Annotated in this window: 29 protein-coding genes; 24 read left to right on the top strand and 5 right to left on the bottom strand. The window is 34.1% G+C overall.

The window, feature by feature from the left end; all coding sequences use genetic code 11:
* Positions 1-55 precede the first annotated feature (55 nt).
* From BQ5367_RS01785 to BQ5367_RS01770, 4 genes are read right to left on the bottom strand one after another with little or no spacing between them, the layout of a single operon-like run.
* The gene (locus tag BQ5367_RS01785; protein WP_071440868.1) at positions 56-499 is read right to left on the bottom strand and encodes a DUF3284 domain-containing protein; all 444 of its coding nucleotides are present in this window, start codon (positions 497-499) and stop codon (positions 56-58) included.
* Position 500: 1 nt separating this feature from the next.
* A complete protein-coding gene (locus BQ5367_RS01780) occupies positions 501-1,055 on the bottom strand; it encodes an RDD family protein (protein ID WP_071440867.1) in 555 nt (184 codons plus the stop codon).
* 14 nt (positions 1,056-1,069) lie between these two features.
* Positions 1,070-2,089: a BglG family transcription antiterminator gene (locus BQ5367_RS01775; RefSeq protein WP_071440866.1), complete on the bottom strand. Its 1,020-nt coding sequence runs from the start codon at positions 2,087-2,089 to the stop codon at positions 1,070-1,072.
* 2 nt (positions 2,090-2,091) lie between these two features.
* Complete coding sequence (locus BQ5367_RS01770; protein ID WP_071440865.1) at positions 2,092-3,018, bottom strand: helix-turn-helix domain-containing protein; 927 nt, start codon at positions 3,016-3,018, stop codon at positions 2,092-2,094.
* A 138-nt stretch (positions 3,019-3,156) separates the two neighbouring features.
* On the opposite strand from BQ5367_RS01770, the gene BQ5367_RS01765 reads away from it, so the two are divergent.
* The 13 genes from BQ5367_RS01765 to BQ5367_RS01705 all read left to right on the top strand — a co-directional run bounded on the left by BQ5367_RS01765 (position 3,157) and on the right by BQ5367_RS01705 (position 14,005).
* A complete protein-coding gene (locus BQ5367_RS01765) occupies positions 3,157-3,477 on the top strand; it encodes a PTS lactose/cellobiose transporter subunit IIA (RefSeq protein ID WP_083383126.1) in 321 nt (106 codons plus the stop codon).
* A 14-nt stretch (positions 3,478-3,491) separates the two neighbouring features.
* Positions 3,492-3,800, top strand: coding sequence for a PTS sugar transporter subunit IIB (locus BQ5367_RS01760; RefSeq protein WP_071440864.1), 309 nt, complete (start codon positions 3,492-3,494; stop codon positions 3,798-3,800).
* A 22-nt stretch (positions 3,801-3,822) separates the two neighbouring features.
* The gene (locus BQ5367_RS01755; RefSeq protein ID WP_071440863.1) at positions 3,823-5,094 is read left to right on the top strand and encodes a PTS sugar transporter subunit IIC; all 1,272 of its coding nucleotides are present in this window, start codon (positions 3,823-3,825) and stop codon (positions 5,092-5,094) included.
* Between the two features lie 65 nt (positions 5,095-5,159).
* Positions 5,160-5,399, top strand: coding sequence for a hypothetical protein (locus tag BQ5367_RS01750; protein ID WP_071440862.1), 240 nt, complete (start codon positions 5,160-5,162; stop codon positions 5,397-5,399).
* The gene (locus tag BQ5367_RS01745; RefSeq protein WP_071440861.1) at positions 5,399-5,674 is read left to right on the top strand and encodes a hypothetical protein; all 276 of its coding nucleotides are present in this window, start codon (positions 5,399-5,401) and stop codon (positions 5,672-5,674) included. Before BQ5367_RS01750 ends, BQ5367_RS01745 begins: the two co-directional genes overlap by 1 nt.
* Complete coding sequence (locus BQ5367_RS01740) at positions 5,671-7,554, top strand: oxidoreductase (protein ID WP_071440860.1); 1,884 nt, start codon at positions 5,671-5,673, stop codon at positions 7,552-7,554. The genes BQ5367_RS01745 and BQ5367_RS01740 overlap by 4 nt, the downstream gene beginning before the upstream one ends.
* 434 nt (positions 7,555-7,988) lie before the next feature.
* Positions 7,989-8,342: a type II toxin-antitoxin system RelE/ParE family toxin gene (locus BQ5367_RS01735; protein WP_071440859.1), complete on the top strand. Its 354-nt coding sequence runs from the start codon at positions 7,989-7,991 to the stop codon at positions 8,340-8,342.
* Positions 8,342-8,626, top strand: a complete 285-nt coding sequence (locus BQ5367_RS01730; protein ID WP_071440858.1) for a helix-turn-helix domain-containing protein — start codon at positions 8,342-8,344, stop codon at positions 8,624-8,626. The genes BQ5367_RS01735 and BQ5367_RS01730 overlap by 1 nt, the downstream gene beginning before the upstream one ends.
* 194 nt (positions 8,627-8,820) lie before the next feature.
* Complete coding sequence (locus BQ5367_RS01725) at positions 8,821-9,288, top strand: PTS sugar transporter subunit IIA (RefSeq protein ID WP_071440857.1); 468 nt, start codon at positions 8,821-8,823, stop codon at positions 9,286-9,288.
* 15 nt (positions 9,289-9,303) lie between these two features.
* Positions 9,304-10,170 carry a PRD domain-containing protein gene (locus BQ5367_RS01720; RefSeq protein ID WP_071440856.1) on the top strand — a complete coding sequence of 289 codons (867 nt, stop codon included), beginning with the start codon at positions 9,304-9,306 and terminating at the stop codon, positions 10,168-10,170.
* A 141-nt stretch (positions 10,171-10,311) separates the two neighbouring features.
* Positions 10,312-11,121, top strand: coding sequence for a ChbG/HpnK family deacetylase (locus tag BQ5367_RS01715; RefSeq protein ID WP_071440855.1), 810 nt, complete (start codon positions 10,312-10,314; stop codon positions 11,119-11,121).
* A 124-nt stretch (positions 11,122-11,245) separates the two neighbouring features.
* Complete coding sequence (locus BQ5367_RS01710) at positions 11,246-12,655, top strand: PTS transporter subunit EIIC (RefSeq protein WP_071440854.1); 1,410 nt, start codon at positions 11,246-11,248, stop codon at positions 12,653-12,655.
* A gap of 21 nt (positions 12,656-12,676) precedes the next feature.
* Complete coding sequence (locus BQ5367_RS01705) at positions 12,677-14,005, top strand: 6-phospho-alpha-glucosidase (protein ID WP_202615244.1); 1,329 nt, start codon at positions 12,677-12,679, stop codon at positions 14,003-14,005.
* 93 nt (positions 14,006-14,098) lie between these two features.
* Here the strand turns inward: BQ5367_RS01705 and BQ5367_RS01700 are convergent, their stop codons facing one another.
* Positions 14,099-15,484, bottom strand: a complete 1,386-nt coding sequence (locus BQ5367_RS01700; RefSeq protein WP_071440853.1) for an ATP-binding protein — start codon at positions 15,482-15,484, stop codon at positions 14,099-14,101.
* 200 nt (positions 15,485-15,684) lie between these two features.
* Between BQ5367_RS01700 and BQ5367_RS01695 the strand changes: the two genes are divergently transcribed.
* The 11 genes from BQ5367_RS01695 (at position 15,685) to rlmH (ending at position 24,597) form a co-directional block, all read left to right on the top strand.
* Positions 15,685-15,969, top strand: coding sequence for a helix-turn-helix domain-containing protein (locus BQ5367_RS01695; protein WP_071440852.1), 285 nt, complete (start codon positions 15,685-15,687; stop codon positions 15,967-15,969).
* Between the two features lie 185 nt (positions 15,970-16,154).
* Positions 16,155-16,442, top strand: a complete 288-nt coding sequence (rpsF, locus tag BQ5367_RS01690) for a 30S ribosomal protein S6 (RefSeq protein ID WP_071440851.1) — start codon at positions 16,155-16,157, stop codon at positions 16,440-16,442.
* 1 nt (position 16,443) lies between these two features.
* Positions 16,444-16,905, top strand: coding sequence for a single-stranded DNA-binding protein (gene ssb / locus BQ5367_RS01685; RefSeq protein WP_071440850.1), 462 nt, complete (start codon positions 16,444-16,446; stop codon positions 16,903-16,905).
* A 19-nt stretch (positions 16,906-16,924) separates the two neighbouring features.
* Positions 16,925-17,155, top strand: a complete 231-nt coding sequence (rpsR, locus tag BQ5367_RS01680; protein WP_071440849.1) for a 30S ribosomal protein S18 — start codon at positions 16,925-16,927, stop codon at positions 17,153-17,155.
* Positions 17,156-17,208: 53 nt separating this feature from the next.
* Positions 17,209-18,126 (top strand): DUF2232 domain-containing protein, encoded by a 918-nt coding sequence (locus BQ5367_RS01675; RefSeq protein WP_071440848.1) that lies wholly within the window; start codon positions 17,209-17,211, stop codon positions 18,124-18,126.
* Positions 18,104-20,086, top strand: a complete 1,983-nt coding sequence (locus BQ5367_RS01670; RefSeq protein WP_071440847.1) for a GGDEF domain-containing protein — start codon at positions 18,104-18,106, stop codon at positions 20,084-20,086. The genes BQ5367_RS01675 and BQ5367_RS01670 overlap by 23 nt, the downstream gene beginning before the upstream one ends.
* A complete protein-coding gene (gene rplI, locus BQ5367_RS01665; RefSeq protein WP_071440846.1) occupies positions 20,064-20,513 on the top strand; it encodes a 50S ribosomal protein L9 in 450 nt (149 codons plus the stop codon). Before BQ5367_RS01670 ends, rplI begins: the two co-directional genes overlap by 23 nt.
* Positions 20,514-20,521: 8 nt before the next feature.
* A complete protein-coding gene (gene dnaB, locus BQ5367_RS01660; protein WP_071440845.1) occupies positions 20,522-21,862 on the top strand; it encodes a replicative DNA helicase in 1,341 nt (446 codons plus the stop codon).
* A gap of 15 nt (positions 21,863-21,877) precedes the next feature.
* The gene (locus tag BQ5367_RS01655) at positions 21,878-23,392 is read left to right on the top strand and encodes a M23 family metallopeptidase (protein ID WP_071440844.1); all 1,515 of its coding nucleotides are present in this window, start codon (positions 21,878-21,880) and stop codon (positions 23,390-23,392) included.
* 1 nt (position 23,393) lies between these two features.
* The gene (locus tag BQ5367_RS01650) at positions 23,394-24,128 is read left to right on the top strand and encodes an MBL fold metallo-hydrolase (RefSeq protein ID WP_071440843.1); all 735 of its coding nucleotides are present in this window, start codon (positions 23,394-23,396) and stop codon (positions 24,126-24,128) included.
* On the top strand, positions 24,121-24,597 hold the full coding sequence (rlmH, locus tag BQ5367_RS01645; protein WP_071440842.1) for a 23S rRNA (pseudouridine(1915)-N(3))-methyltransferase RlmH: 477 nt from the start codon (positions 24,121-24,123) through the stop codon (positions 24,595-24,597). The genes BQ5367_RS01650 and rlmH overlap by 8 nt, the downstream gene beginning before the upstream one ends.
* Positions 24,598-24,672 lie beyond the last annotated feature (75 nt).

Here is a 24,672-nt window from a genome sequence, read left to right as displayed (position 1 = left end):
AACTTATGATATTTGCCCTCCTTGCTGGCTAATCCAGAAAGAAGGGCATTTTTCATTAATCCGCTGTGCTTTTTTCTTCTTTATTTTTTTGTTCAAGTAAATACTGAGTAACAGCATTCATTCTTTTTTCCATTTTTTTACGATAACCTTTTTCGCTCCATGCACCAATTTTCTTTTCTACATGATTATGATCATATTTTGTTTCTCGATATGTGACCTCACATGCGTCTTTTCCTTTCGGGAGAATGGTATAACGAATCGTGTTTTTACCAGATTTAGATATATAGTCTAATTCGATGATCTTAGGATAGACATAATCAGTCACTTTAACCTTACACATTTCTGTTTTCATAAATCCAGTGTTAAGACTTTTTTCAAAAGTAAGACCTTTTTTTATTTTTTCATTGCTTCCAGATACTTCAAGACTTGTTTGAACGGTTGAAAGAACAAAATCGAAATAAGATTTCGCATCAACATTTGCCTGAATCGTCACTTCCATACTACTTCTCCTTTGATTCAATAACGAATGTGCCTGCAATTTTATCATGAATCATTTGTCCTAGTGGATCTTTGAAAAGCATGATAATTGAAAATAATGATACAATACAGAAAGCATAATAGAGATAGACAATGAGCTGGTTATCAATGACCATCCCTAAGACACTATGTAAAACAAATGAGGCGTTATTGAAGGTTTCCTCAACTAAAATAATACCGACAATCGTTCGTAAAAACATTGTAAGAGAATTAACTTCTTTTCCATCAACTCGAACGATACGGATATGCATCACTATCTTTCCTAAGGATTGTCCCATGTATTTAGGATTTATCCATTGAGGCATCATGTAATATATATAAACAAGTATAATGCCAAGAATTACTGACGTCAAGGCGTATAAAAAAGGAAGATTAGAAACAGTGGGATCGATTGTAAGAGTTCTTTGATTTATACTGGCAAAAAGGCATATTGAAAAAGACATGCATAAGGCGCTTAAATACCAGTCAATAAAATAAGCGATAAGACGTTTTATGGGTGATGCAGCTATTTTTTTCATATTCAACCTCTTTTCTAATAAAACGATACAAGTGAATTGATAAATTCATCATAGGTTTTAATGCTCATAATCTTTTTAAAAATATGCTCATCTTTTAAAATTTGTGTAATAAATTCAAAGATATCTGAAAATAAATCACGGTCTTCTTCTTTTAAAGAAAGCATAAAAACAAGATTGACCTGATTGATTCCCCAAGAGATAGGTTCTGGGTTTAAGCTAACAGCAATCACACTTGATTTAGCTTTGTTATTTAAAGGATGTGGTATTGTGATATTGCCGTAAGAACTAGGAGATATTTTTTCATGAGCATAAATTTCTTCTTTATAAGAAGTATCAACATATTGATGAGAAATCATGATATCACACATAGTTTCAATAGCTTCAACATCATTTTTAAATTTTTTATCAGTGAAGAATAGATCTTCATGAAAAAAGTACATGATTTTATCACGAATGATATTTTTGATCTTATTGCTTTTGATATCATCAACGATAGTGAAGATATTTCGAATATCGGTTTCCGTTACAAAAGGATTTAAGATATAGTGTCGAATCGGAATCGAAGTATCGATAGGCTCGGTAGAGAGTATAAGATCAACACCATATAAATCGGTATCATTACGAATCGATGTGAGAACATTACTGATTAAAAGATTTTCAGAATAAATGCTAGAAAGTTTTTTAGATATTTTTTGACCTAGTGAGTAATAATTCGGACAAATAATAATTGCATTTACTTTATCTCGTAAAGCTTTATTTTCATCCATGAGCACACCGACATGAAGGGCAATATAAGCAATTTCATCTTCTGGAAGTACATAGCCGCTGAATTTATAGATGATATTTGAAATGTGTACAGATATGGCATAGATTAGCGGATAGTCATTTTTGATACCGCTGAATTGAAGATTGGTAATTTCGATATGATGTTCAAGACGAACCAATAAATTTTTTAAGTGGAAAGCAAAACGTATAAGAAAGTTTTCATTTCTTAGATTTACACAATATGTATCGTCTACAGAAGCAACGATCATTTCTAATAAATCGCTGATATCTTTTCCAAGGATTGATTCGATCTGATTATAACTATCTGATTATAACTAATCGATGAAACATGATTAGAAACGACACGAGTCATCATCAATACGCTTGCCTGGTAAATATCTAATAAAGAATAATCAGTGTTATAGATTTCTTTTAGTTTTAAGTAAATTTCATTAACAATTTTTTGAACATGAGGGGAACCGAGCTCCATTAAAGCTTCTTGTTCAATAGGAGAGCGGACATCTTTCATATCCTGACGGTTTCCTCTCAGTTCAATTGTTAAGGCAATATGCAGCACATAGTTGAAAAGTGAATAGGAATCTAGAATATATTCATTTTCGGTAAGGATTCCGGTTACAAGTTTTTCGATTTTTGTGAGGTCTACCGTAGTGAATATGAGCTGCACACGATCTAATGAAAAATATGAATTTTGAATTTCGTTATTAATAAGATCAAGGATGATTTTTCTTTTATCTTTAGATAATCCTGTAATAGAAACAATATCATTTCGGGTATGAACATTAAGATGATACTTAGAAATTTCTGTTCTGATCTTAGATAATTCATTCTGTAGTGTAACCGGTGAGATACAAAGGCGTTCAGATAATTCGCTGATTGTTGGTCGCTGCTTCTCTAAAAGAATAGAGATGATAATTTCTCTTTTACGTTCCTCATAGTTACGGGGAATGGAAGAACTGGTATGAACATTCAGTATGGCACGTGCTTGTTCTTTATCAATCTTATAGCCTTTATTGGAAGAAAGGATCAGCTTTGGGTATTCTTTATTGATTTCTGATATACAGTATTTGACACTGCGTACCGAAATGTCTAGGTAATTTGCAAGTGTAGCAGTAGTTGTCCAGTTTGTCTGATTGTTAAGATATGAAATTGTCTGCAGTTTTTTGTCCAAATTGGTCATAGTGATTCCTCCATTACAATTGTATCCAATTATTATAATGAATTGTTTTTATCTTTTGCATAGTCAAAGGGCAAAAGCTGAGATTGAAAGGATTTTTTTGTTTGGGTAAACTGAAAATGTAAATGAGAGGTGAAGTGTATGACGATAGAAGAAATCAATAATATTGCCTGTCAGATCATTGCACATGCAGGTGATGGAAAAAGTTATTCAATGGAAGCTATTGAAAATGCAGAAACAGGAGATTTTAAAAGTGCTGAGGAAAACTTGAAATGCAGTGATGAATCCATTCAGAAAGCGCACGAGATACATACAGATCTTCTGGTTCAGGAGGCAAGAGAACCAGGATGTGTAACAGCTACTATGATGCTGATTCATGCGTCAAATCATTTGAGTACCGCTGAATTGACAAGAGATTTGGCTGAAAGATTTGTACGTGTTTATAAAAATGTACAAAAGTAAAAGAGGTGAATGAAATGTATAATATTATTTTGGTTTGTGAACATGGTGCAAGTACTGGCATGCTGACAACACGTATGCAGGATGCTGCGAAGAAATTAGGGGTTGAAGCGACGATCAATGCTTATCCTTATACCAAATTAGATGAGCTGATCGATGGCGCTGATATTGTGCTTTTAGGGCCACAGGTACGTTTTAAAAAGAAAACATTTGAAGAGAAATATGCTGATAAGGGCATTGAATTCATGGTCGTTGATACAGTGGACTATGGAATGATGAATGGAGAGAAAGTTTTAAAAACAGTACTTGAGCACCTGAAAAAATAAATTATTATTAAAGGAGGAAATTATGGAAAAATTAATGGATAAGATTTCAGCTTTTGTTGAACCGCTTGCTGAATGGGTTCACAAGATGAAATTCTTGCAGGCATTAGCGGAAGCTATGCAGGTATTGCTGCCGATTACGGTAGTTGGTTCTTTTGCTTGTTTATTTGCGTTTTTAGATATAGGAGGATGGCAGCCTTTCTTGGCAGAACATCCAATGATTGCGACTGTATTTATGAATGCCCAGTCCTGGACGATCAGCTGTATTGCCTTTTACACTGTATTGGTATTGCCTTACCTTTATGCAAAAAGGCTGGAAGTTGATGAACCATTGTCATGTATTCCACTGACAGTAGCAGCTTTCTTGTTATTAACACCAACAGAGTTATATGCATCTATACCAACTTCCTGGCTGGGTCATGCAGGTATGTTCTCAGCGTTTATTATCAGTTTTCTGGTTGTGCGTTTTGTAAAACTATGTGCTGATCATAACGTTACGATCAAAATGCCAGCTGGTGTGCCTCATTATATTGAAGCAACATTCGCAGTATTGATCCCTGCATTTATCATCGTATTTGGATGTTCATTGATTGGTCAGGCAATGGCCGCAACAGAATTTGGTTCGATTCATCAGTTGATTTATACATTCATCCAGACACCATTGCAAGGCTTAGGTACAAGCTTTGGAGGCTTGCTTGTTACTGAATTAGTAATGACACTGGCTATGTTCTGTGGTATCCATGGTTCAAGCGTTGTTCCTTTTATGGATGCATTACAGATGCCTGCTAATGAAGCAAATGCCGCTGCTTTAGCTGCCGGTGAAGCACTTCCAAATATCTATGGTACAGGATTATTGAATTCAATTCAGATGGGTGGTATCGGTGCTACCTTAGGATTAGCCATCGTATTATTCTTCTTTGCAAAATCAAAGAGATATAAACAATTGGCAAGAGTTGCCATTGTACCACAAATTTTCAATATCGGTGAACCATTATTATTTGGTATTCCTATTATGTTAAATCCTATGTTATTTATTCCTTATATGGGTGGCGTTATCGTAAATACCTGTGTAGCTTATTTTGCAATGTGGTCTGGATTGGTTGGACGTCCAAATGGTGTCAATCCAAGCTGGACGATGCCAGGTGTAGTACAAGGGTTATTAGGTATATCAACACCGGTACAAGGAGCTATCTTGCAGGTTTTGATTATTTTGATTGATATGGCAATCTGGTTCCCATTTGTGAAATTGATTGATAAGCAGGCTCTTGAAGAAGAAAATGAAACTGCTGAAGCTTAAATAGAAATTGAAAGCAACAGTGTCTGCATTGTTGCTTTCTTTTATAGATAGAAAGGAAGGAAAGTATGCTACAGATTGGAAGTCCAAAGGCAAAAATTTTAAATGAAAAATTAAATGGTCTGGAATGGGAAGGTATTCATTTTGAGGTCATATCGTTACAGGGTCTTACTTTGAAAGTAAAACATGATGGAGAAAGTGATGCTGTAGCTAAAGCAGCTTTGAAAAAGTATATCGCAACACTTCCTGAGCTTAAAAATGCTTATACCAATATACAGCTAGTTGATGAGCAAGGAAGAATCTTATAATGAATCAGAAATTTTATTTGGGTGATCCTGAATTTAGTCGAAAAATGCGAAAACTATATAGCTGGATCATACCCTGTGTATTTACAGTGATGTGTCTTCTTTTTTTGATTGAAAGAGCCTGGCTGACAGCTTTATGCTTTCTGGGAGTGGTGCTGGTAAGTCTGCCTTGGCTCAGATCGTTTTTTGAGAAACTGCATATTGGTGGAGTTTTGAAATTTGTGATCTGTGTTGTACTTGTCGTATTAGGAGTTTTGAGTACAGGAGTATATATATGAAAGTTGAATCATTATTTTCGCCATTAAGAGTGAATGGCATGATGCTGCGGAATCGTATCGTAGCGGCACCTATGGGAATCATTGCCTCGCATAAGATCATATCAAGTACCAATTATGGGGCGATAAGTGCCTGGGATCGTGCGATGGGGGGAAGTGCGCTGGTACACATTCCGGCTGAAGGTATAGATATTTTCAATAAATATGAACTAGATGTAACAAAGGAACAGATCAATGTAGCAAAGCAGGATGGTGCTAAGGTAGCCTGTGAAGTTGGTTTCTTTTCCATGGTACCGGATGAAGATGGATATGTATATGGACCGATGGATGGAGTCCGTTTTGATGGTTTTAAAATGAAGGCTTTTACGCATGAAAAGATGCGTGAATTGGCAGAAGAAACAGCACAGTTTTGCGTTAATTGTAAAAAAGTTGGTTTTGATGCGGTAACGCTTCATTTTGGACATGATTCTTTAGGCTCCCAGTTTTTATCACCGGTATGGAATCAACGAGAAGATGAATATGGAGGAAGCCTTGAAAATCGTTGCCGTTTTCCTAAAGAGGCTTTAGAAATCATTCGTCAAGCAGTAGGAGAGGATTATCCGATTATTGTTCGTCTGTCTCGGCAATTGATGGTACCTGAAACGTATCCGGAAGAAGATATGCTTTATTTTATTAAAGAAATTGAAGGTTTGGCAGATATGGTGAATATCAGTTGCGGTATGGATGTTTATCATGCGGCTAATGTACATGCGGTACCTACTATTTTTGAGCCTCATAATTATAATGCTTCATTTGCGAAAAAAGTAAAGGAAAATACGAATCTTTTAGTATGCCTGGTCGGAGCGGTGATGAACCCCGAAGAGGCCAATGAATTGATTGAAAAAGGTTATACGGACTGCTGCATGTTTGGACGTTCTTTGATAGCTGATCCATATTGGCCAAAGAAGATCATGAATGGTCAGAAAGAAGATATCGTTCCTTGCATTCGCTGTATGCATTGTTACCATATTGCAACCAGTCACTGGAATGTACAGTGTTCTGTAAATCCACGATTTAGAAGAGAGGATCGTATGGCCTTGACACAGCCGATCAAAACGACAAAAAAACATGTTGTGATCGCAGGTGGCGGTGTCAGTGGCATGGTTGCGTCTTTGTCTGCCAGTGAACAGGGTCATCATGTAACGTTGCTGGAGAAAGAGGATCATCTTGGAGGACTTTTAAAGTGGGCCAGTGAAGGACCATTTAAAGAAGATCTAAGAGCTTATCAGAAATATTTGATTCATCAGATAGAAAAATCATCGATAGATGTTCGTTTGAATACGAAGGCTGACAAAAAGATGCTGGAAGTATTAAAGCCAGATCGTTTGATCGTTGCAGTGGGATCAGCTTCAATGAATTTAAATGTTCAAGGAGCTGAAAAAATGATGGATTCACTTGATGCGATCGAGTCAAAAGAAAAAGTAGGTCATAAAGCAGTGATCATCGGTGGCGGTTCCATTGGCTGTGAACTAGGATTAGAACTATCTTTAGAAGGACATGATGTAACAATCGTTGAAATGGCAGATGATATTGCCCTGAATGGAAATATGTTATATCGGATTGCCTTGAAACAGCATATGGATAAACAGGATCATCTACATATAGTTACGAAAGCCTGCTGTAAGAGAGTCGAAGATAATCAGGTTATCGTTGAAATCGATGGCAGGGAAGAGAAGATAGAATTTGATACGATCATTAACGCTGCAGGAAGAAAACCTCTAAAAGAAGAAGCAATGTCATTGTATGGAGTATGCAAAGACACTGTTATGGTGGGTGATTGTGAGCGTGTCGGATCTGTAGTCGACGCAGTCAATATTGCTTATTTTGTAGGAAAAAGTTTATAAAAGAATACTCGTCTACTTCGTTAAGAATGGACGGGTTTTTTATGTATAAATGTTAGTAATCGGAATAATAGAGTTTAATTAGAGAGTAGAAACTAAATATAAATGCAACGCAGATACTTTGCGTTGCATTTGTGTTTGATAGCTTGTAAAAAATGTTAACAATAAATATGAAATTTGGATTAAGGTTTTATAAGAGATAGTTGTTTCATGGGCTGTAATTCAGTTTTTATTCGGTTGTAATCGAATAAAAACTACAAAGAGCAAATATATTGTAGTTCATTTGGAAAAAATGTAAATAAATAAAAACGATTAGGAAATTTGACGTTGAAGTGCATATATAAATAGTAGGAAAGAAAAGTTAAATTATTGTCGCAGTTAATAAACCATGAATTTGACAAAATGGAATATATTCCATATAATGGAGGTGTATATGTATGAATTCGTTTACTGTTGAATTTTATGAAAAGAGAGATGGAAAATGTCCTGTGCTGGAATTTCTAAATACGCTTGATTTAAAGAAAGAAGCGAAAGTGGCAAGAGAAATTACTTTATTAGAAATATTTGGCACGGATCTTAGAGAACCACATTGCAAGTATATTGATGATGGTATATTTGAACTTCGAGTTGTAATAGGAAGTAATATTTTTAGAATATTTTATTTTTTTCATTTGAATAAACGAATTATCATGACAAATGGATTTATAAAGAAAACAAATAGAATACCAAAAAGAGAATTAAAATTGGCTAAGAATTATCGAAAAGATTTTTTACAACGGGAGGGAATTTAATGACAAGGAAGTTTGATGATTACTTGAATGAAAGGTTGAAAGACGATAACTTTAAAGAAGAATATGATAAATTCGATGATGAGTATTCTTTTGCGATTGCTTTAATTGAAGCAAGAAATAAAAGGAAATTGTCGCAAAAACAACTAGCGGAAAAGACAGGTATGACACAGGCAGATATAAGTAAGATTGAAAGTGGGAATCGTAATCTATCAATAAAAACATTAAAACGGTTAGCAGATGGTTTGGACATGGATTTAAGAATTCAATTTGTGTCTAGAAAATAGCAAGATGAGAAGATTTGTGAATTATGTCCAAATTGTGTATTGTAAAAAAGTGATAAAATAAATAAAAACTCATTGACAGCGTTTACACTCTGTGTTACCATTACTATGTAAATAAATAAGCAAGGATTGTAACTCTCTGAGGCATTACCTTAATTGGTGATTTCGGAGAGTTTTTCTTATATTGGAGGTCTAAGATGTTTGGTTTTTTTAGAAAAGAAAGTAATGAAATTGTTTCACCAATAAAAGGAAAATGTATACCAATCGAAGAGGTAAAAGATCAGGTATTTGCGTCAAAGATGATGGGAGATGGATTTGCGATTATACCTAGTGGAAATAGAGTGGTATCACCAATAGATGGAGAAATTGTTCTGATTCCTGCTTCAAAACATGCGATAGGTTTGAAAACAAAAAGCGGTATTGAAATATTAGTACATATTGGACTGGAAACAGTAAATCTTAAAGGAGAGGGATTTAAAGTTTTTAAATCCAAAGGAGATAAAGTGAAGGCAGGAGAAGCGCTAATAGAATTTGATTCAATGTTTATGAAAGAAAAAGACATTGATATGACGACAATGGTTGTATTTACAGATGGATATGATAAAGAGATAAAATTGGATTGTTATGGCAAAGAAGTGAATGCAGGTGAAGTTTTGATTCATTAAAAGGAGGTGCTTTTCATGAAAATCATAAAAAAGATCAATAATAATGTAGCTATTGGTCTTGATGGACATGGACGGGAAGCAATAGTCTTTGGGAAAGGAATCGGATTTGAAAAGATGCCATATGAACTTAAAGATTTATCTAAGATTGATCGTACATATTATGATATCGATGAACGATATATAGGCATGTTAAACGAAATAGATGAAAAAATATTTTCTTTGGTTGCTAGGATGTGTGATATTGCGAAAAATAGGATAGAAGATAATTTAAATCCTAATTTAGTTTTTATCTTAGCCGATCATATCAGTTTTGCAGTTACTCGGTATCAAAAAGGTATGAATGTAACGCTTCTTTATTCCTATGAATTAGAATATGAATATCCTGAAATAACAAAGATTGCGAAATGGTTTATCAAAAATATCAATGAGAAATTAAAAGTACATTTAGATAAAGGAGAAGTTACAAGCATTACCATGCATTTTATCAATGCGATGGAAGGAAGTAATAAACACAATCATGCTAAAGCGACTGATAAAACATCTCGTATCATTCGTAATGTAACAAAGATTGTAGAGGATTACTTTAATATGATTCTTGATAAAAACAGTTTTAATTATTTTCGTTTTAAGAATCATTTAAAATATTTTGTTCAAAGAAAAGAAAGAAATGAAGAATTTACAGATAGTAATTTAGATTTATATGAAGGTATGAAAGAAAAATATCACGAAACCTATGAATGTGTTTCTAAAATAGAAGAATACTTATTTCAAGAATTTAATGAAAAATGTACGCATGAAGAACTTTTATATCTTATGATCCATGTAAATCGTTTATATACAAAAGAGGATTGTAACCGCAAGGGCATCACCCCAGAAAAATAGTGTAACACTAAATTTTTGGGGTTTTATTTTTAGAGAAATTTAAAGATCGTTCTTTGAAATATGAATAATGATTGTAATGTAAAAGAAATTCTATAGTAACTTAGAAATAAATTAAATATAAGAAAGGAATGAATTTAAAAAATGAAATTATTAGTAAAAGGTGATGATTACGGAATTACAAAAGCAGTTACATTAGGAATTATTGATGCTTTTGATAATGGAATATTAACTAGTTCAGGAATGTTTACTAATATGGAGATTGCACCATGGGCAGCGCAATTTGTAAAAGAACGTCCATCTTGTTGTTTTGGGATTGATTTTAATTTAGTATGTGGTCCTTGTGTTGCTAATCCACATTTAATTCCTCATTTAGTAGATCAAAATGGTCGATTTATTAGTTCGAAAAAAAGAGTGAATGAAGAGAAATGGAATACTTTAGAAGGACAAGAAGAATTACTTCCATATGAAGAAGTATATATAGAGGTAAAGGCACAATATAATCGATTTATTGAATTATGTAATAGAAAGCCTGCATACCTTTGTGGACATTCGATTCAAACAAAATCTATGGAAAAAGCATATCGCACTTTGTCAGAAGAAACGGGTGTGCCTTTTTGTGATGATGTATATAGGAAGTATAACATTATAGATTTTCGATATATTCCAAAAATAAACTATTATACAGAAAAAGAGAATAAAAAAATTACTGATGTGATTCTTCAATTGAATCGTAACCCAATGAAAATATTTTTTGACAATTTGGATTATTATAGTCGATTTGAATATATCTTGCTAGTATGTCATCCTGGATATTTAGATGCGGAATTATTGAAGCTATCGTCTTGCTCTATCGAAAGAATAAGAGATTTAGAATTTTTTCTAGCTCCGGAAATGAAGGATTTCGTGAAAGAAAATGACATAGAACTTTTGTCTTTTTTTGATTTTCAATAGGACTTTGTATAGATGAATTAATTAAAAGGATATATTACTAATTGTTATTTAAATATTTCAATAAGATCTTTAAATTATTTAAATGTTAAAAATGCCAAAACGATATGATAGGAAGGTGAAAAAAATGAAAAAAAAATATGATGAACTTGCTGCTAAGATACTTGATGAAATAGGTGGCAAAGATAATGTAATTAATGTTTTTCATTGTGTGACACGATTACGCTTTAATTTGAAAGACGAAAGTATTCCAGATACTGATGAGATAAAAAAATTACAGGGTGTTCTGGGAGTGAATATTTCAGGGGGACAATATCAGATTATCATAGGTCAAGATGTTTCAAAATTATATAAAAAAGTTATAGAAATAGGGGATTTTGAAAATCAGGATGCAATTGATGAGACTTTAGATGAAATTAAGCCTAAATTGAATGTTAAACGAATATTTAGTTATTTTTTTGATTATATGTCAGGGGTAATGTCACCAATGATTCCAGCTTACGCAGCCGCAGGTTTATTTAAAACAATTGCAGTAATGTTTGGCCCAGATTTGTTTGGAGTTTGGTCGGCAACTGATGATTTATATCTATTATTTGATTTTGCTTATAATGCATGTTTCTATTTTTTACCTATCTATTTAGGATACACTGCTGCTAAGAAATTAGGAGTTAATGTAATTTTAGGTATGTATGTTGGAGGAATTATGCTGGTTCCTGGGTTTGTGGAAATTGCTACAACACATGAATCATTTACTGTCTTAGGAATTCCTTGCATTTTAGGAACATATGGAAATACTATTTTTCCAATTATATTGAGCGTTTTTGCATTAAAATACGTTGATAAACTCTTTGATAAGATTATTCCGCAGGTATTATCAACTTCTTTTAAACCTTTTTTAGAGCTTTTAGTTATGCTTCCGCTTGCTTTGTGTTTATTTTGTCCGATTGGAACATTGATAGGCGAAGGAATAGCTCAGTTAATATTAATGTTAAATAATGCACCGATTATAACAGGCATTGTTGGCGGATTATGGCCTTTTTTGATTTTGACAGGTATGCATATGCCAATATTATATGCAGTAATGTTGCCTAATTTATATTCAGTTGGTTACGATACAACTCTTATGGCAGCCACAGCATTGACAAATCCGGCATTATTGGGTATGACTCTTGCGGCGTTGCTTCGAATTAAAAATAAGCAAGAAAGGAATAATATATTTGGTATGTTTATTGCTCACAATGTGGGTGGTATAAGTGAACCTGTATTATATGGAATAGGTATTAAATATAAAAAGCCGTTAATTGGCTTGGCAATAGGTGGTATATGTGGTGGATTGTTTGTTACATTTACTCATGTAGTTTATTATCTAGGTCCCAATATTCCTTTTATTTATACTAGTTTGTCCTTTTTTCAAGGAGGTACAATGAATTTTATTTTATATTTGATTGGTGCTATTATAGCATTTGGAGTTACTTTTGTTATAACATATTTATATGGTTTTGATAAAAATGATCCAATATTAAAAGAAGAAAAATAGCTTTTATGACGAGGAGAAAGTATGATAAAAAAGTTTTCGATTTTAATTGCAGGTGGAGGAAGTACCTATACACCAGAAATACTAATTCTTTTACTTGAAAGTAAAAAAAGTTTTCCAATTAGGAAAATTAAATTCTATGATAATGATGAAAAAAGACAAGAAATTATCGCAAGAGCATGTGCGTTGATTTTGAAAGAAAAAGCTCCTGAAATTGATTTTACATATACAACAGATCCTAGGAAGGCATTTAGTGATGTTGATTTTGTAATGGCACATATTCGAGTTGGTAAATATGAAATGCGTGATAAAGATGAGAAAATACCTCTTAAATATGGAGTTGTAGGACAGGAAACTTGCGGACCAGGTGGTATTGCATATGGCATGCGTTCTATTGGACCAATCATAGAGCTTATTGATTATATGGAAAAATATTCGCCAAATGCATGGATGTTGAATTATTCAAATCCGGCATCAATAGTCGCAGAGGCTGTCAATCGTTTAAGACCAAATTCTAAAGTTATTAACATATGTGATATGCCAGTTGGCATAGAAGAAAAAATGGCGAAAATTGTTGGGTTAAATTCTCGGAAAGATTTGACTGTCAGATATTTTGGCTTAAATCATTTTGGATGGTGGAGTGATATTCGGGATAAAGATGGAAATGATTTAATGCCGAAAATTAAGGAATATATAAAAGAATATGGTCTTGATACATATAAATTAGATGGGAAAAAAGAGGATGAAAGTTGGGAAAATACTTATCGAAAAGTGAAAGATGTCTTCGATACTGATCCTAACTTCATTCCTAATACTTATTTAAAATATTACCTTTACCCTGATTATGTTGTTCATCATTCGAATCCCAAATATACAAGGACAGATGAGGTTATTGAAGGAAGAGAAAAGAGAGTATTTGATGAGGCAATTAGACTTATTAAAACGGGTGATGTGGCACATTGTAAATTTAAGGCAGGTAATCATGCAAGCTTCATAATAGATTTAGCTAGAGCTCTTTCATATAATACACACGAAAGAATGTTGTTAATTGTTCCCAATCATGGTGCAATAGAAAATTTTTCATATGATGCGATGGTTGAAATACCGTGTATAGTTGGAAAAACGGGTTATGAGCCATTGTCAATCGGGAAAATTCCTATTTTTGAAAAAGGGCTAATGGAGCAACAGGTAGCAGTTGAAAAACTTGTTGTAGATGCGTGGATAGAGGGAAGTTACCAAAAACTTTGGCAAGCAATTATGATGTCTAAAACAGTCCCTAGTGCAAGTGTAGCGAAAGATATATTAAACGAATTAATTGAAGCAAATAAAGAATATTGGCCTGAATTAAAATAAAGTAATCATTGCCAGCAATGGCGAAGATTTAGATTAAGACCTCACAAAAAAGTGATTGTTTCATTGTTATGATTCAATCACTTTTTAAATATCTTATATATCTTTAAATAAATCATTCAAGGTATAAAGAATTAAAGTATCATCATTTATTTCTTCAAAATCCGTTTTTGAAAAGAAACCGTAGCGATAACAGTTAAAACCAGTATCTTTTACTTGCTCAATTTCCTTGCGAATAGTATTCATGTCAATTTTAGAATTTTTAAATTTTGCTTCATAAAAGGTATAACCTTTTCTATCGTAGGTTACAAGATCAAATTCGCCATTTTTCTTGTTAATAGGATCATCATAATAATATTTTCCTATTTTTTCAAAAGGTTCTTCAATCAGACCTTTGCGATTTAATCGGATTAAAAACTGTTTGCATATGTTTTCAAAAATAAAGGGAACATGTTGAGTATTAAAATCCTGATCGATATATCTTTTATAAAAGACTTCGCTATCCATGACATTCATTTGTGAAGCATATCTAAATATATATTTGTAGTAAAAAAGAGAAAGATTATCACAAATAAAATATCTTGATTTTTTGCGATTATGCTCCTCATTAATGGGTGTTTCTTTTGTGACTACTTCCATTTTAATAAGTTTATCAAGCACATCAATTAAAGTAGGTGCACTTGATACATGTGATTTAGATAGTATATCACTATATTTGCTTGCACCCATAGCCATCGCCTCAAATACTTCATTAGCATTGATCATTTTAGATATTTCTGATTTTAAATACATAGATATTTCTAATTCGAGCCGAGCATTTGGTGAGGCAATTAAGTCAATGATATTTTCTTTTACAGATTTATGGGAATCAATAAGTTTATTATAATGAGGGATACCACCAAAAACACTGTACAATTTTACTTTGTCTTCATTTGAAAAGTTTGGATAAAATTTTGAAGATTCATAATAATCCATTGGTTTTAAATCAACGATTTGTGTGATACGACCATATAAAGGATTGTGGATTTCAATTAGAGATTTCATGATATCTACATATGATCCACATAGAATAAGTTTTAATGTTGATACTTCTTTGTATTTGTCAATTAAATTTTGTAAAATGCTATCGATTCCTACAATTGTTTTTCTTAAATAAGGATATTCATCTAATACAAGGATCATTTTATTTTCAATAGCTTTTTCAAAGAGAAAAGAAAGCAGTGCTTCCAAATTTGAAAAAGCAAGTTTTGGATAATGAAATTGTTCTGAAATGAGTGAAGCTAAACTTTCGACATTGTTTATTTCTGTGGTTTGTTTACACTCATAATAGATGCTTGTATCGTCTATTTCTTTTAAACACTGTTTGATCAATTCACTTTTCCCAACTCTTCGACGGCCATAAATTAGAATTGTTTCAGAATAATTTTTATTAAGCGTATTGATTAGTTTTTTCTTCTCATTTTCTCTGCCAATAAATTTCATTTTATTCGACTCCTTCCGATTCGATTTTGTTCGAATAAATTATATGGTATTAATCTCGCTTTGTCAATTTTATTCGGTTATAACCGAGTCGAATTAAATCGAATAAAAATACTGAAGAAATTTGATGTTGAAGTGAGTACGTAAATTGAAAAATGAGAACAATTTAAAAAAAGTGGAAAAACGAGTGAGGAGGAAAATCAATGACAAGGAAGTTTGATGATTATCTGAATGGAAGGCTGAAAGACGATAACTTTAAAGAAGAATATGATAAATTAGATGATGAGTATTCTTTTGCGATTGCTTTGATTGAAGCAAGAAATAAAAAGAAGCTATCACAAAAACAACTTGCGGAAAAGACAGGTATGACACAGGCAGATATAAGCAAGATTGAAAGTGGAAATCGTAATTTATCAATAAGGACATCACAACGATTAGCTGATGGTTTAGATATGAATCTAAAGATTCAATTTGTGTCTAGAAAATAAATTAGATAATTAAAAAAATAGGTTATCTTAGTGTTTGGTATTGAAAAAAACGTTAGCTTTGAAATTGAAAAAAAACTTGATTTTTAGGGATATTTTGTTTATACTTAATGGGCGAGTAGATACTTTTCGTATTTGCTCCTTGCTCAACTACTCTTGGGCCAAAAGACCATAAGGAGGTGTACTCAATGAAAAAGTACGAAATTATGTACATTTTAAAAGCTAATCTTGAAGAAGCTGTTCGTCAGGAAACAATTGACGGATTGCATGCTATCATCACTAGCCACGAAGGTACTGTAGACAATGTTGATGAATGGGGACTTAGAGAGTTCGCTTACGAAATCAACGATGAGAAGAAAGGATATTATGTTGTTATCAAAGTTACTGCTAACAATGAAGGTATTCAGGAATTCGATCGTTTGGCTCGTATCAACAACAATGTTGTACGTTTCTTAATTGTGAAAGAAGAAGCTTAATATGATCAATCGTGTTGTATTGGTAGGACGCATTACACGCGATCCAGAACTAAGAAAAACAAATACGGGTACTTCTGTTGTAAGTTTCACACTTGCAGTAAACAGAAGATTCTCCAGCAATCAGGAAGGCGGACAGGATGCTGACTTCATTAGTTGTGTTGCATGGAGACAAAGTGCTGATTTCATGGCTAATTACGTAAAGCAGGGAGCTTTGCTTGGAGTAGAAGGCAGAATCCAGACACGTAATTACAAAGATCAAAGCGACCGCACTGTTTATGTGACTGAAGTAGTCTGTGACAGTGTGCAGATTCTAGCACAAAAGCGCGATCAACAGACGGCATCACAGTCAAGCTATCAGCCTTCTACGCGTAATGATGCGTACCAGCCTGATGTGCAGTCCTCTTATGAGAGTGACTTCGGTAGTGATACGTTAGATATCGCAAGTGATGATTTACCATTTTAGGTAGGAAAGGAGAAGCAAAATGGCATTCAAAAAACAAAGAATGGGACGTAAGAAAGTATGTTACTTTACAAAAAATAAAATCGAAAAAATCGATTACAAAGATACTGAATTATTAAAACGCTTCATCAGCGCAAACGGTAAGATCATTCCTAGACGTGTGACTGGTACAAGTGCTAAATACCAGCGTATGCTTGCAACTGCAATCAAACGTGCTCGTCAGATGGCTTTACTGCCTTACGTTGCAGATTAATTAAAAATGACCTCTATCTAATGTGATGGAGGTTTTCTTTTATAGGAGGATTTATGAAATCGGAAACGCATAAAATTACTGAAGGAGCCATGATAGTGGCAATGATAGGGGCTTTTCTTACCGTTGATCGACAAATGGCAAGTATGTTAAGTTCTCAATTGAACTGGCTTTTAAGTATTCCTATGATCATTTATGCCGCTCGATGTGAGTGGAAATATTCATGGATGGTTTTTTTTGCGACAATTATCGTTTCATTGATGATATCGCCTCCTCAAACCATTTTCTATCTTTTCAGTGCCCTTGTTTTAGGGATTGTGTATGGCGAAGGGATACGTTTAAAATGGAATCAGAATAAATTGCTTCTATGGACAGTTGTTTGTACTTTTATATCTTATCTATTTTCAATGTATATCTTTGCAGGTTTTTTTGGTTATGATTTGGCTGCAACTCGGAATGAGTTCATTGAAATGTTAGAAAATACTGAAATATTTAAAAATATAGTTGTATTTTTTATTGATGCACACACTTTGTTTAATATACTCGATATTGCTTCTTTCCTTTTGATTGTCATTATGGAAAGCTTATGTGTTCATATGCTTGCACACTTGATTTTTATTAAATTGAAGATGGATGTCGAAAGAATTAAAATAGATCTTAATTTCAAATATCCTAGGTTCTTGGCTGTTGGTGGTATCATTAGTAACTTATTATTTTTTGGGATGAGATATATTCAAGTGAGCGAAACTGTCAAATTTATACTTGCTTTTTTCTACCTCACACTGTTTATCGTAAACTTGATTTATGGTATGATAGTAATAGTAAGTATGCGACGGCTTCCAAAGTGGAGCTTGGTTGTATTGCTCATTCTGCCGCCTGTCTGGCCATTTGTCATGATATTAGGGATCGTAGATGGTCTACTGGGTGGGACTATCCGAAAGAGAGGGCTTTATGGACAAACTAGAAAATTTTAAATTGCAGCTAGTGATATTGTTAGCTTGTGAGATATTAATTTTAGGATTGCTGGCAATCTTGGGGATGGACTTCAATTTTGTCCTGATGATGGCTGGTGTCGTAGGTTTTAATGTCTTTTTAGTAATCTGGGTCATGATTCGTTATGATAGAGATAAAAAAAGTCGTGATCAAAACCTGGCAAGAATTTTAGGAAATGATGCGAAAGACGCACTGCTTTTTGGAGAAGTGGGAATTCTTGTTTATGATGAAAATCTGATCGTAACATGGTTTAATGACTTTTTGGCTGATCGAGGTATTAATTTGATTGGCAAGAAAGTCAGTTCATGGAATCCTAATATTAATGATTTGTTTATTGACAAAGCAGATGTAGTAACGATTGAAGATGGGGATTATGTTTATGAAATTACTCGTAAAGAGAATTCCACTGTTTTGTATGTGAAAGATGTTAGTGATTATGAAAAACTTAGAAAAGTTTCTCAAGAAGAAAAAACAGTATTAGGTTTGATTCAATTAGATAATTATGATGAAGTCAGCCAGTATGAAGATGAATCGATGAATTCTCAGTTGAATATGAAATTGAGACAGCCGGTTTTTGAGTGGGCCAAGGAGAATGGTATCGTCATTCGTCGTGTAAAAAGTGATCGTTTTTATATGGTATTGAATGAAAGTATTTATCAGAAAATTTTGAATGAAAAGTTTTCTATCCTTAATATAATTCGTAAAAACAGTGAAGAAATAGGTGTTAATGTAACTTTATCTATGGCAATAGCCAGAGGAAATAAAAAGCTGAGCGAATTAGATGAAATGCTGATTAACTTAATGGAATTGGCACAGAATCGTGGCGGCGATCAGGTAGCAGTGAAACTGAATGATTCTGAAGTAAAATATTATGGTGGTAATAGCGAAGCTACAGAAAAACGTTCACGTGTTCGTGTCAGAGTTATGGCAAAGGCAATTCGTGATGCTTTTAATGAGGCTTCAAATGTGTTCATTGTTGGGCATAAGAATATGGATTTTGACTGTATGGGCGCAAATTTATTGCTGAGCAGAATTGCACAAGGTTATATGAAAAATGCTTATATTGTCAGTGAATCCGGGGGTATTGAAGAGCAGTGCAAGGAAGCAATGAAACATTATGCACCTGAAATGAAGAATCGTCATCATTTTGTCAATGAAGTAGAGGCTTTGAAGCTGATGAAAGATGATGATCTTGTCATTGCCGCTGATTTCCATAATCCTGATCATTGTAATGCACCTGGTGTATTAGAAAAGGCAACAAAGGTTATACTGATCGATCATCATCGTCGTACTGATAAGTTTATTGATAATCCGCTTTTAGTTTATGTTGAGACAAGTGCTAGCAGTGTTAGTGAATTAATTACGGAATTTTTGCCTTATATGTCACATAAAGTACATGTTAATGCTCAGGAAGCAACGATTGCTTATTTAGGTATCCTGATTGATTCTAATCGTTTTAAAGCACGTACAGGAGCACGTACTTTTGAGGCTTGTGCAGTTTTAAGAACATTGGGTGTTGATCCGAATGAAGCTGAAGATCTGATCAAAGAAAATATTGAAGAATTTGAAGAAAGAAGTTCGATCATGCGCTATGGAAGGGTCATTTTTGATAATATCATGATTGCACCGGTAAAAACAAAGTCAATCATTACTAAAACAATGATGAGTAAATGTGCTGATGCGATGCTATCTATTAAAGGTATTGAAGCAAGCTTTGTTATTGGTTATACTAAGGATAATACCGTGGCGGTATCTGCAAGATCAAAAGGAAAGATAAATGTTCAAAAATTAATGGAAGAAATGAATGGTGGCGGACATTTCAGTGCAGCGGCGCTTTCTAGAGAGAATGCGAGCGTTGAAGAAATTGAATCCGAATTGATAGAGACGATCCAAAAAAGTAAACAGGAGGAAGAAGAAAATGAAAGTAATCTTACTGAGTGATGTGAAGAAAGTTGGTAAAAAAGGAGAAATGGTTGAGGTTTCGGATGGTTATGCCCGTAACTTTTTGATTCGTCAGAAGCTAGCAGTGGCAGCGACTGAAACAAGCCGTCAGATTTTGAATGAGCAAAAAGCCAAGGAGGCGGAAAAAGAGGCTGAATTGGAAGCTCAGGCAAATGAAATTAAGAAAAAACTAGAAAATATCACGCTTGAATTTAAAGTTAAGACAGGTGAAGGAGGACGTGTATTTGGTTCTGTTTCATCTAAGCAAATCTGCGAGGAATTACAGAAAAAATATCAAATTCATGTAGATAAAAGAAAATTTCTTGACAATGAAAGCATTAATTCTTGTGGAGTGACTTATGTGAAAGTTGATCTTTACCGTAACAAGGTTATTGGTCAAATCAAAGTTCATGTAAGTGAGTTATAGGAGGAGACATGGCATTAAGCACAAGACAGCTCCCTTCTTCTTTGGAGGCTGAACAGGCAATACTGGGCGGTATGCTGGTATATCCCAAAGTAGTAGGAGATGTAAAAGATCATGATCTAACAGCTGATGATTTCTTTCATGAGAATCATCAGCGTCTTTTCCGTACCATGACGTATTTGATCGATCAGGGACAGCCGGTAGAACCCGTTGGTTTAATTACCCGTTTAAATGATACGCATGAGCTGAATCTTGTCGGAGGTGCTGACTATATCTTAAAACTGACAGAGAATGCCATTAGTAGTGTCAATGCAACGACATATATTGAAGTTATCAAAAGCCGTGCTCAAGTTCGTAAACTGATTGAAACAGCACAGAAAATTGAAGCGGAGGGTTTTGAAAATATAAAGTCATTAGATGAGCTGATGGATGATGCGGAAAGAAAGATATTAGATGTAACACGTCAGCGAAGGACGACTGATTTTAGAAGCAGCGGTGATATTTTAAATACCGTCATGGATCGAATTCAAATGCTTCGTTCCAACAAAGAAAAAATTACAGGTATCAAAACAGGTTATGTAGATTTAGATCATACGACAAATGGTTTTCAGCGTGGTGATTTGATCATCTTAGCGGCTCGGCCATCTGTTGGAAAGACAGCATTTGCTTTGAATATTGCATTGCAGAGCAGTTTGCGTAATCCAGGAGCTGTTGCGATCTTCTCGCTGGAAATGCCTTGTGAACAGCTGATGCAGCGTATATTAAGTGCCAAAAGTGAAGTCTATGGTGATAAGATCAGAAGCGGTTATATCAGTAATGAAGAAATGGTACGTATTCAGGAAGCCTGCAATGAGATTAGAAAAACGAAGATTTATATTGATGATAGTGCCGTGATCAAAATGGGAGATATTTTCTCTAAATGCCGTAAGCTGAAATCGGAACAGGGACTAGATATGATCATCATTGACTACTTGCAGCTGATTAGTGCTTCTTCACGTTCTAATTCTGATAACCGCCAACAGGAAGTAAGTGAAATTTCCCGTTCATTGAAGGCACTGGCAAGAGAATTAGATGTACCGGTGATCGCTCTTTCACAGCTATCACGTGGTGTTGAATCACGTCAGGATAAGCATCCAATGCTTTCTGATCTTCGTGAATCAGGATCTATCGAACAGGATGCAGATATCGTTATGTTCTTATATCGTGACAGTTACCAGAAGAAAGAAGAAGAAGCAGAAAATGCAGTGGATCCGGTAGATGTTGACATTGCTAAGCATCGTAATGGAGCTACTCGCCGTTTCCAGCTTATGTTTGCGAAGAATATTAATGCATTTTTTAATCCCGAAAAATAAGAAGGAGTTGAAGGTATGCTTAAAAAGATCGGCCTTTTAGTCGGCCTTGCTGTTGGAGCAATGGCATTGACGCTTTTACTTCCTAGCGATACTCTGCAATATGATCTTAATGCAAAGGATCTGGAAACAGACGGTATCATTTCGCAGAAATATGTAAGTGAAGGTGAAGAAAAAGAGGTCCTAACGATTTATTATAAAGATCAGCTTTTAGGTATTGTTCATGATATTGATGAGTATGAACAATTTTTAGAGCGCATTTATGAAGAAAAATATGCTGAAGATTTTCCAAATACAGAGGTTGGCTTAGGTGAAGATGTTCATGTAAGCAAGACAGTATCACAGCTAGAAGTGGAAGATAAAGATGAAGAAATATTTGCCTATCTTGAGGAAAATAATTTCTTTTCTATCATGGGATATAAGATTGAATTTTTAAATGGCAGCATTGCTTATGTGAAAAATAGTGATGATTTTATACGTGCCCGTGAAGACTTTGTATTATATTTTTTAGAAAGTAATGGTGTGGATCCAAGTGAAATAAAAAAACTTTTAGATACTCATCAAACAACACCTTACTCTAGTGATGAACGTCAGGATATTTCTTATCGTTATCTAGATAGCGCTAAGATTTCGAATGAATTAGTGCCGATTGATTTGATCTTAAAAGATTATGATGAATGTATTACATGGCTTAGCTTTGGCTATAGCTATGAGCCAAACTATTATACAGTTGAAGAAGGTGACATGATTCAAGGTGTTGCCAGCAAAATGGGTGTCTCAGTTATGAATTTACTTTCTGTAAACTCTGAGACTTTGAAAAGCGAAACTCAACTGCTTCAGGTCGGAGAAGAATTAAATGTAACACCGATCGATCCACCGGTCCAGCTTGAAGTAGTGAAAAACCGTATCGTAGAGGAGACGGCTTATCCTGAAAGTACACAATACATATATGATGATACACTTCGAGAAGGACAGCGAATCGTCGAGCAGTCTTATAAAGAAGGAACTTATAATGTTCAGTATCAGGAAACCTATATCAATGGTGAACTGGATGAATCTCAGACAAAGGAAATTTCTCGATTACTTACAGAAGCACCTCAGCAGGAAATTGTACGTATAGGTACGATGGTAATTCCAAATGTCGGTTCTGGTTCTTTCCGTTTACCAGTAGACAATGCTTATGTATCTTGTGACTGGTTATGTTACTATGGACATACAGCTATTGATGTGCAGAACCTTTACAATAAATATGGAAGTGTTAAAGCGGCAGACCGTGGAACTATCGTAGAAACAGGCTATGGCCCGGTAACAGGATATTATGTCATCATTAACCATAATAATGGTTTCTGGACATATTATGGTCATATGAGTCAGCCTTGCTTTTATAGCGTAGGTACAACAGTGGCAAAAGGAGAAGTCATTGGACAGATTGGTATGACTGGAAGGGCAACAGGTCCTCACGTTCATTTTGAAATTCGAAATGGTCCATACTATGCGGATACGATTTATCCGTGGCCATATATAGGTGGTTAAAATGAAATTTTCATTATTGGCATCCGGTTCTAAAGGAAACTGCTGTGTGATTTCTAATCATGATACTAAAATAGTGATTGATTGTGGAAGTACACAAAAATATCTAAAAGAAAGCTTTAAAAAGATCCAATGTGAAATCACTGATTTAGATGCCTGTCTTATTACCCATACTCATACAGATCATATCTCTTGTTTAAAAATGTTTAATCATCTTCCTATATATAGTGAAGATGAACTGAACGTACCGATGCAGATCAAGATCCATGAAGATGAATGCTTTCAAATTAAATCAATGAAGATTGAAAGCATTCGTCTTTCACATGATACAAGATGTCTTGGTTATATCATTCAAGATCAAAAAGATAAACTGGTATATATTACTGATACCGGATATCTAAAGGAATGCTACTATGAGAAAATAAAAGATGCTGACTATTATATATTTGAAAGTAATCATGATTTGAAAATGTTAATTCAATCAAGACGTCCGGAATATGTGAAAAATCGCATTCGAAGTGCTAATGGGCATTTGTGTAATGAAGATTGTGCCCGTCATTTGCGTAAGTGCATTGGTGAACATACAAGACAGATCGTCTTAGCTCATATCAGTGAAGAGGCAAATTCAAAAGAAAAGGCTTTGAGCGTAACGCAAAGTGCCTTGGCAGATATTCAATGTCGTCCTGAGATTTTGGCAGCGCCTCAGTTTGAAATTGTAAATGGAGGTCAGGATGATTAAGATCATAGGTGTAGGGAAAATAAAAGAAAAAGCTTTACAAAGCTGTATTGATGAATATAAAAAAAGAATCACGGCTTTTTCAAAAATAGAGATCGTAGAAGTAGGTGATGAAAGCATCCCTGCCAATCATTCTGAAAAACAGGATATGATTATCAAAGAAGCAGAAGGCGATAAAATACTTTCTAAAATCAAAGATAAAGATTTTATGATTCTTTTAGACTTAGCAGGAAAAAGTTATTCTAGTGAAGAAATAGCTGATAAGTTAGGAAAAATTATGACTTATGAAAGCTCTCAGATCGTTTTTGTGATTGGCGGATCATTAGGATTGAGTCAAAAAGTCATTCAAAGGGCTAATATGAGATGGAAGTTATCCGATTGTACTTTCCCTCATCAGCTTTGCCGATTGATATTATGTGAACAGATTTATCGGGCATTTACGATCATGAATCATTTGCCTTATCATAAATAAAGTCGAAACAGGTAGGCGTTTTAGCTTACCTGTTTTCTTCATCAATAAAAATTGTTGAAAGGCATATAATAGGAT

This window comes from Traorella massiliensis, from assembly GCF_900104665.1.
In the GTDB taxonomy this organism is placed as follows: Bacteria; Bacillota_I; Bacilli_A; order Erysipelotrichales; family Erysipelotrichaceae; genus Traorella; species Traorella massiliensis.
This window is presented reverse-complemented; position numbering and strand designations above follow the sequence as displayed.

Coding starts and splice junctions, on each gene's coding strand:
- BQ5367_RS01745 (WP_071440861.1), top strand. CDS start 5,399: ATGAATCAGAAATTTTATTTGGGTGATCCTGAATTTAGTCGAAAAATG.
- BQ5367_RS01675 (WP_071440848.1), top strand. CDS start 17,209: ATGAAATCGGAAACGCATAAAATTACTGAAGGAGCCATGATAGTGGCA.
- ssb (WP_071440850.1), top strand. CDS start 16,444: ATGATCAATCGTGTTGTATTGGTAGGACGCATTACACGCGATCCAGAA.
- BQ5367_RS01670 (WP_071440847.1), top strand. CDS start 18,104: ATGGACAAACTAGAAAATTTTAAATTGCAGCTAGTGATATTGTTAGCT.
- BQ5367_RS01695 (WP_071440852.1), top strand. CDS start 15,685: ATGACAAGGAAGTTTGATGATTATCTGAATGGAAGGCTGAAAGACGAT.
- BQ5367_RS01730 (WP_071440858.1), top strand. CDS start 8,342: ATGACAAGGAAGTTTGATGATTACTTGAATGAAAGGTTGAAAGACGAT.
- rlmH (WP_071440842.1), top strand. CDS start 24,121: ATGATTAAGATCATAGGTGTAGGGAAAATAAAAGAAAAAGCTTTACAA.
- BQ5367_RS01740 (WP_071440860.1), top strand. CDS start 5,671: ATGAAAGTTGAATCATTATTTTCGCCATTAAGAGTGAATGGCATGATG.
- BQ5367_RS01735 (WP_071440859.1), top strand. CDS start 7,989: ATGAATTCGTTTACTGTTGAATTTTATGAAAAGAGAGATGGAAAATGT.
- rpsF (WP_071440851.1), top strand. CDS start 16,155: ATGAAAAAGTACGAAATTATGTACATTTTAAAAGCTAATCTTGAAGAA.
- BQ5367_RS01655 (WP_071440844.1), top strand. CDS start 21,878: ATGCTTAAAAAGATCGGCCTTTTAGTCGGCCTTGCTGTTGGAGCAATG.
- BQ5367_RS01755 (WP_071440863.1), top strand. CDS start 3,823: ATGGAAAAATTAATGGATAAGATTTCAGCTTTTGTTGAACCGCTTGCT.
- BQ5367_RS01775 (WP_071440866.1), bottom strand. CDS start 2,089: ATGATCGTTGCTTCTGTAGACGATACATATTGTGTAAATCTAAGAAAT.
- BQ5367_RS01770 (WP_071440865.1), bottom strand. CDS start 3,018: ATGACCAATTTGGACAAAAAACTGCAGACAATTTCATATCTTAACAAT.
- rplI (WP_071440846.1), top strand. CDS start 20,064: ATGAAAGTAATCTTACTGAGTGATGTGAAGAAAGTTGGTAAAAAAGGA.
- BQ5367_RS01780 (WP_071440867.1), bottom strand. CDS start 1,055: ATGAAAAAAATAGCTGCATCACCCATAAAACGTCTTATCGCTTATTTT.
- BQ5367_RS01715 (WP_071440855.1), top strand. CDS start 10,312: ATGAAATTATTAGTAAAAGGTGATGATTACGGAATTACAAAAGCAGTT.
- rpsR (WP_071440849.1), top strand. CDS start 16,925: ATGGCATTCAAAAAACAAAGAATGGGACGTAAGAAAGTATGTTACTTT.
- BQ5367_RS01710 (WP_071440854.1), top strand. CDS start 11,246: ATGAAAAAAAAATATGATGAACTTGCTGCTAAGATACTTGATGAAATA.
- BQ5367_RS01700 (WP_071440853.1), bottom strand. CDS start 15,484: ATGAAATTTATTGGCAGAGAAAATGAGAAGAAAAAACTAATCAATACG.
- dnaB (WP_071440845.1), top strand. CDS start 20,522: ATGGCATTAAGCACAAGACAGCTCCCTTCTTCTTTGGAGGCTGAACAG.
- BQ5367_RS01765 (WP_083383126.1), top strand. CDS start 3,157: ATGACGATAGAAGAAATCAATAATATTGCCTGTCAGATCATTGCACAT.
- BQ5367_RS01760 (WP_071440864.1), top strand. CDS start 3,492: ATGTATAATATTATTTTGGTTTGTGAACATGGTGCAAGTACTGGCATG.
- BQ5367_RS01785 (WP_071440868.1), bottom strand. CDS start 499: ATGGAAGTGACGATTCAGGCAAATGTTGATGCGAAATCTTATTTCGAT.
- BQ5367_RS01720 (WP_071440856.1), top strand. CDS start 9,304: ATGAAAATCATAAAAAAGATCAATAATAATGTAGCTATTGGTCTTGAT.
- BQ5367_RS01705 (WP_202615244.1), top strand. CDS start 12,677: ATGATAAAAAAGTTTTCGATTTTAATTGCAGGTGGAGGAAGTACCTAT.
- BQ5367_RS01650 (WP_071440843.1), top strand. CDS start 23,394: ATGAAATTTTCATTATTGGCATCCGGTTCTAAAGGAAACTGCTGTGTG.
- BQ5367_RS01725 (WP_071440857.1), top strand. CDS start 8,821: ATGTTTGGTTTTTTTAGAAAAGAAAGTAATGAAATTGTTTCACCAATA.
- BQ5367_RS01750 (WP_071440862.1), top strand. CDS start 5,160: ATGCTACAGATTGGAAGTCCAAAGGCAAAAATTTTAAATGAAAAATTA.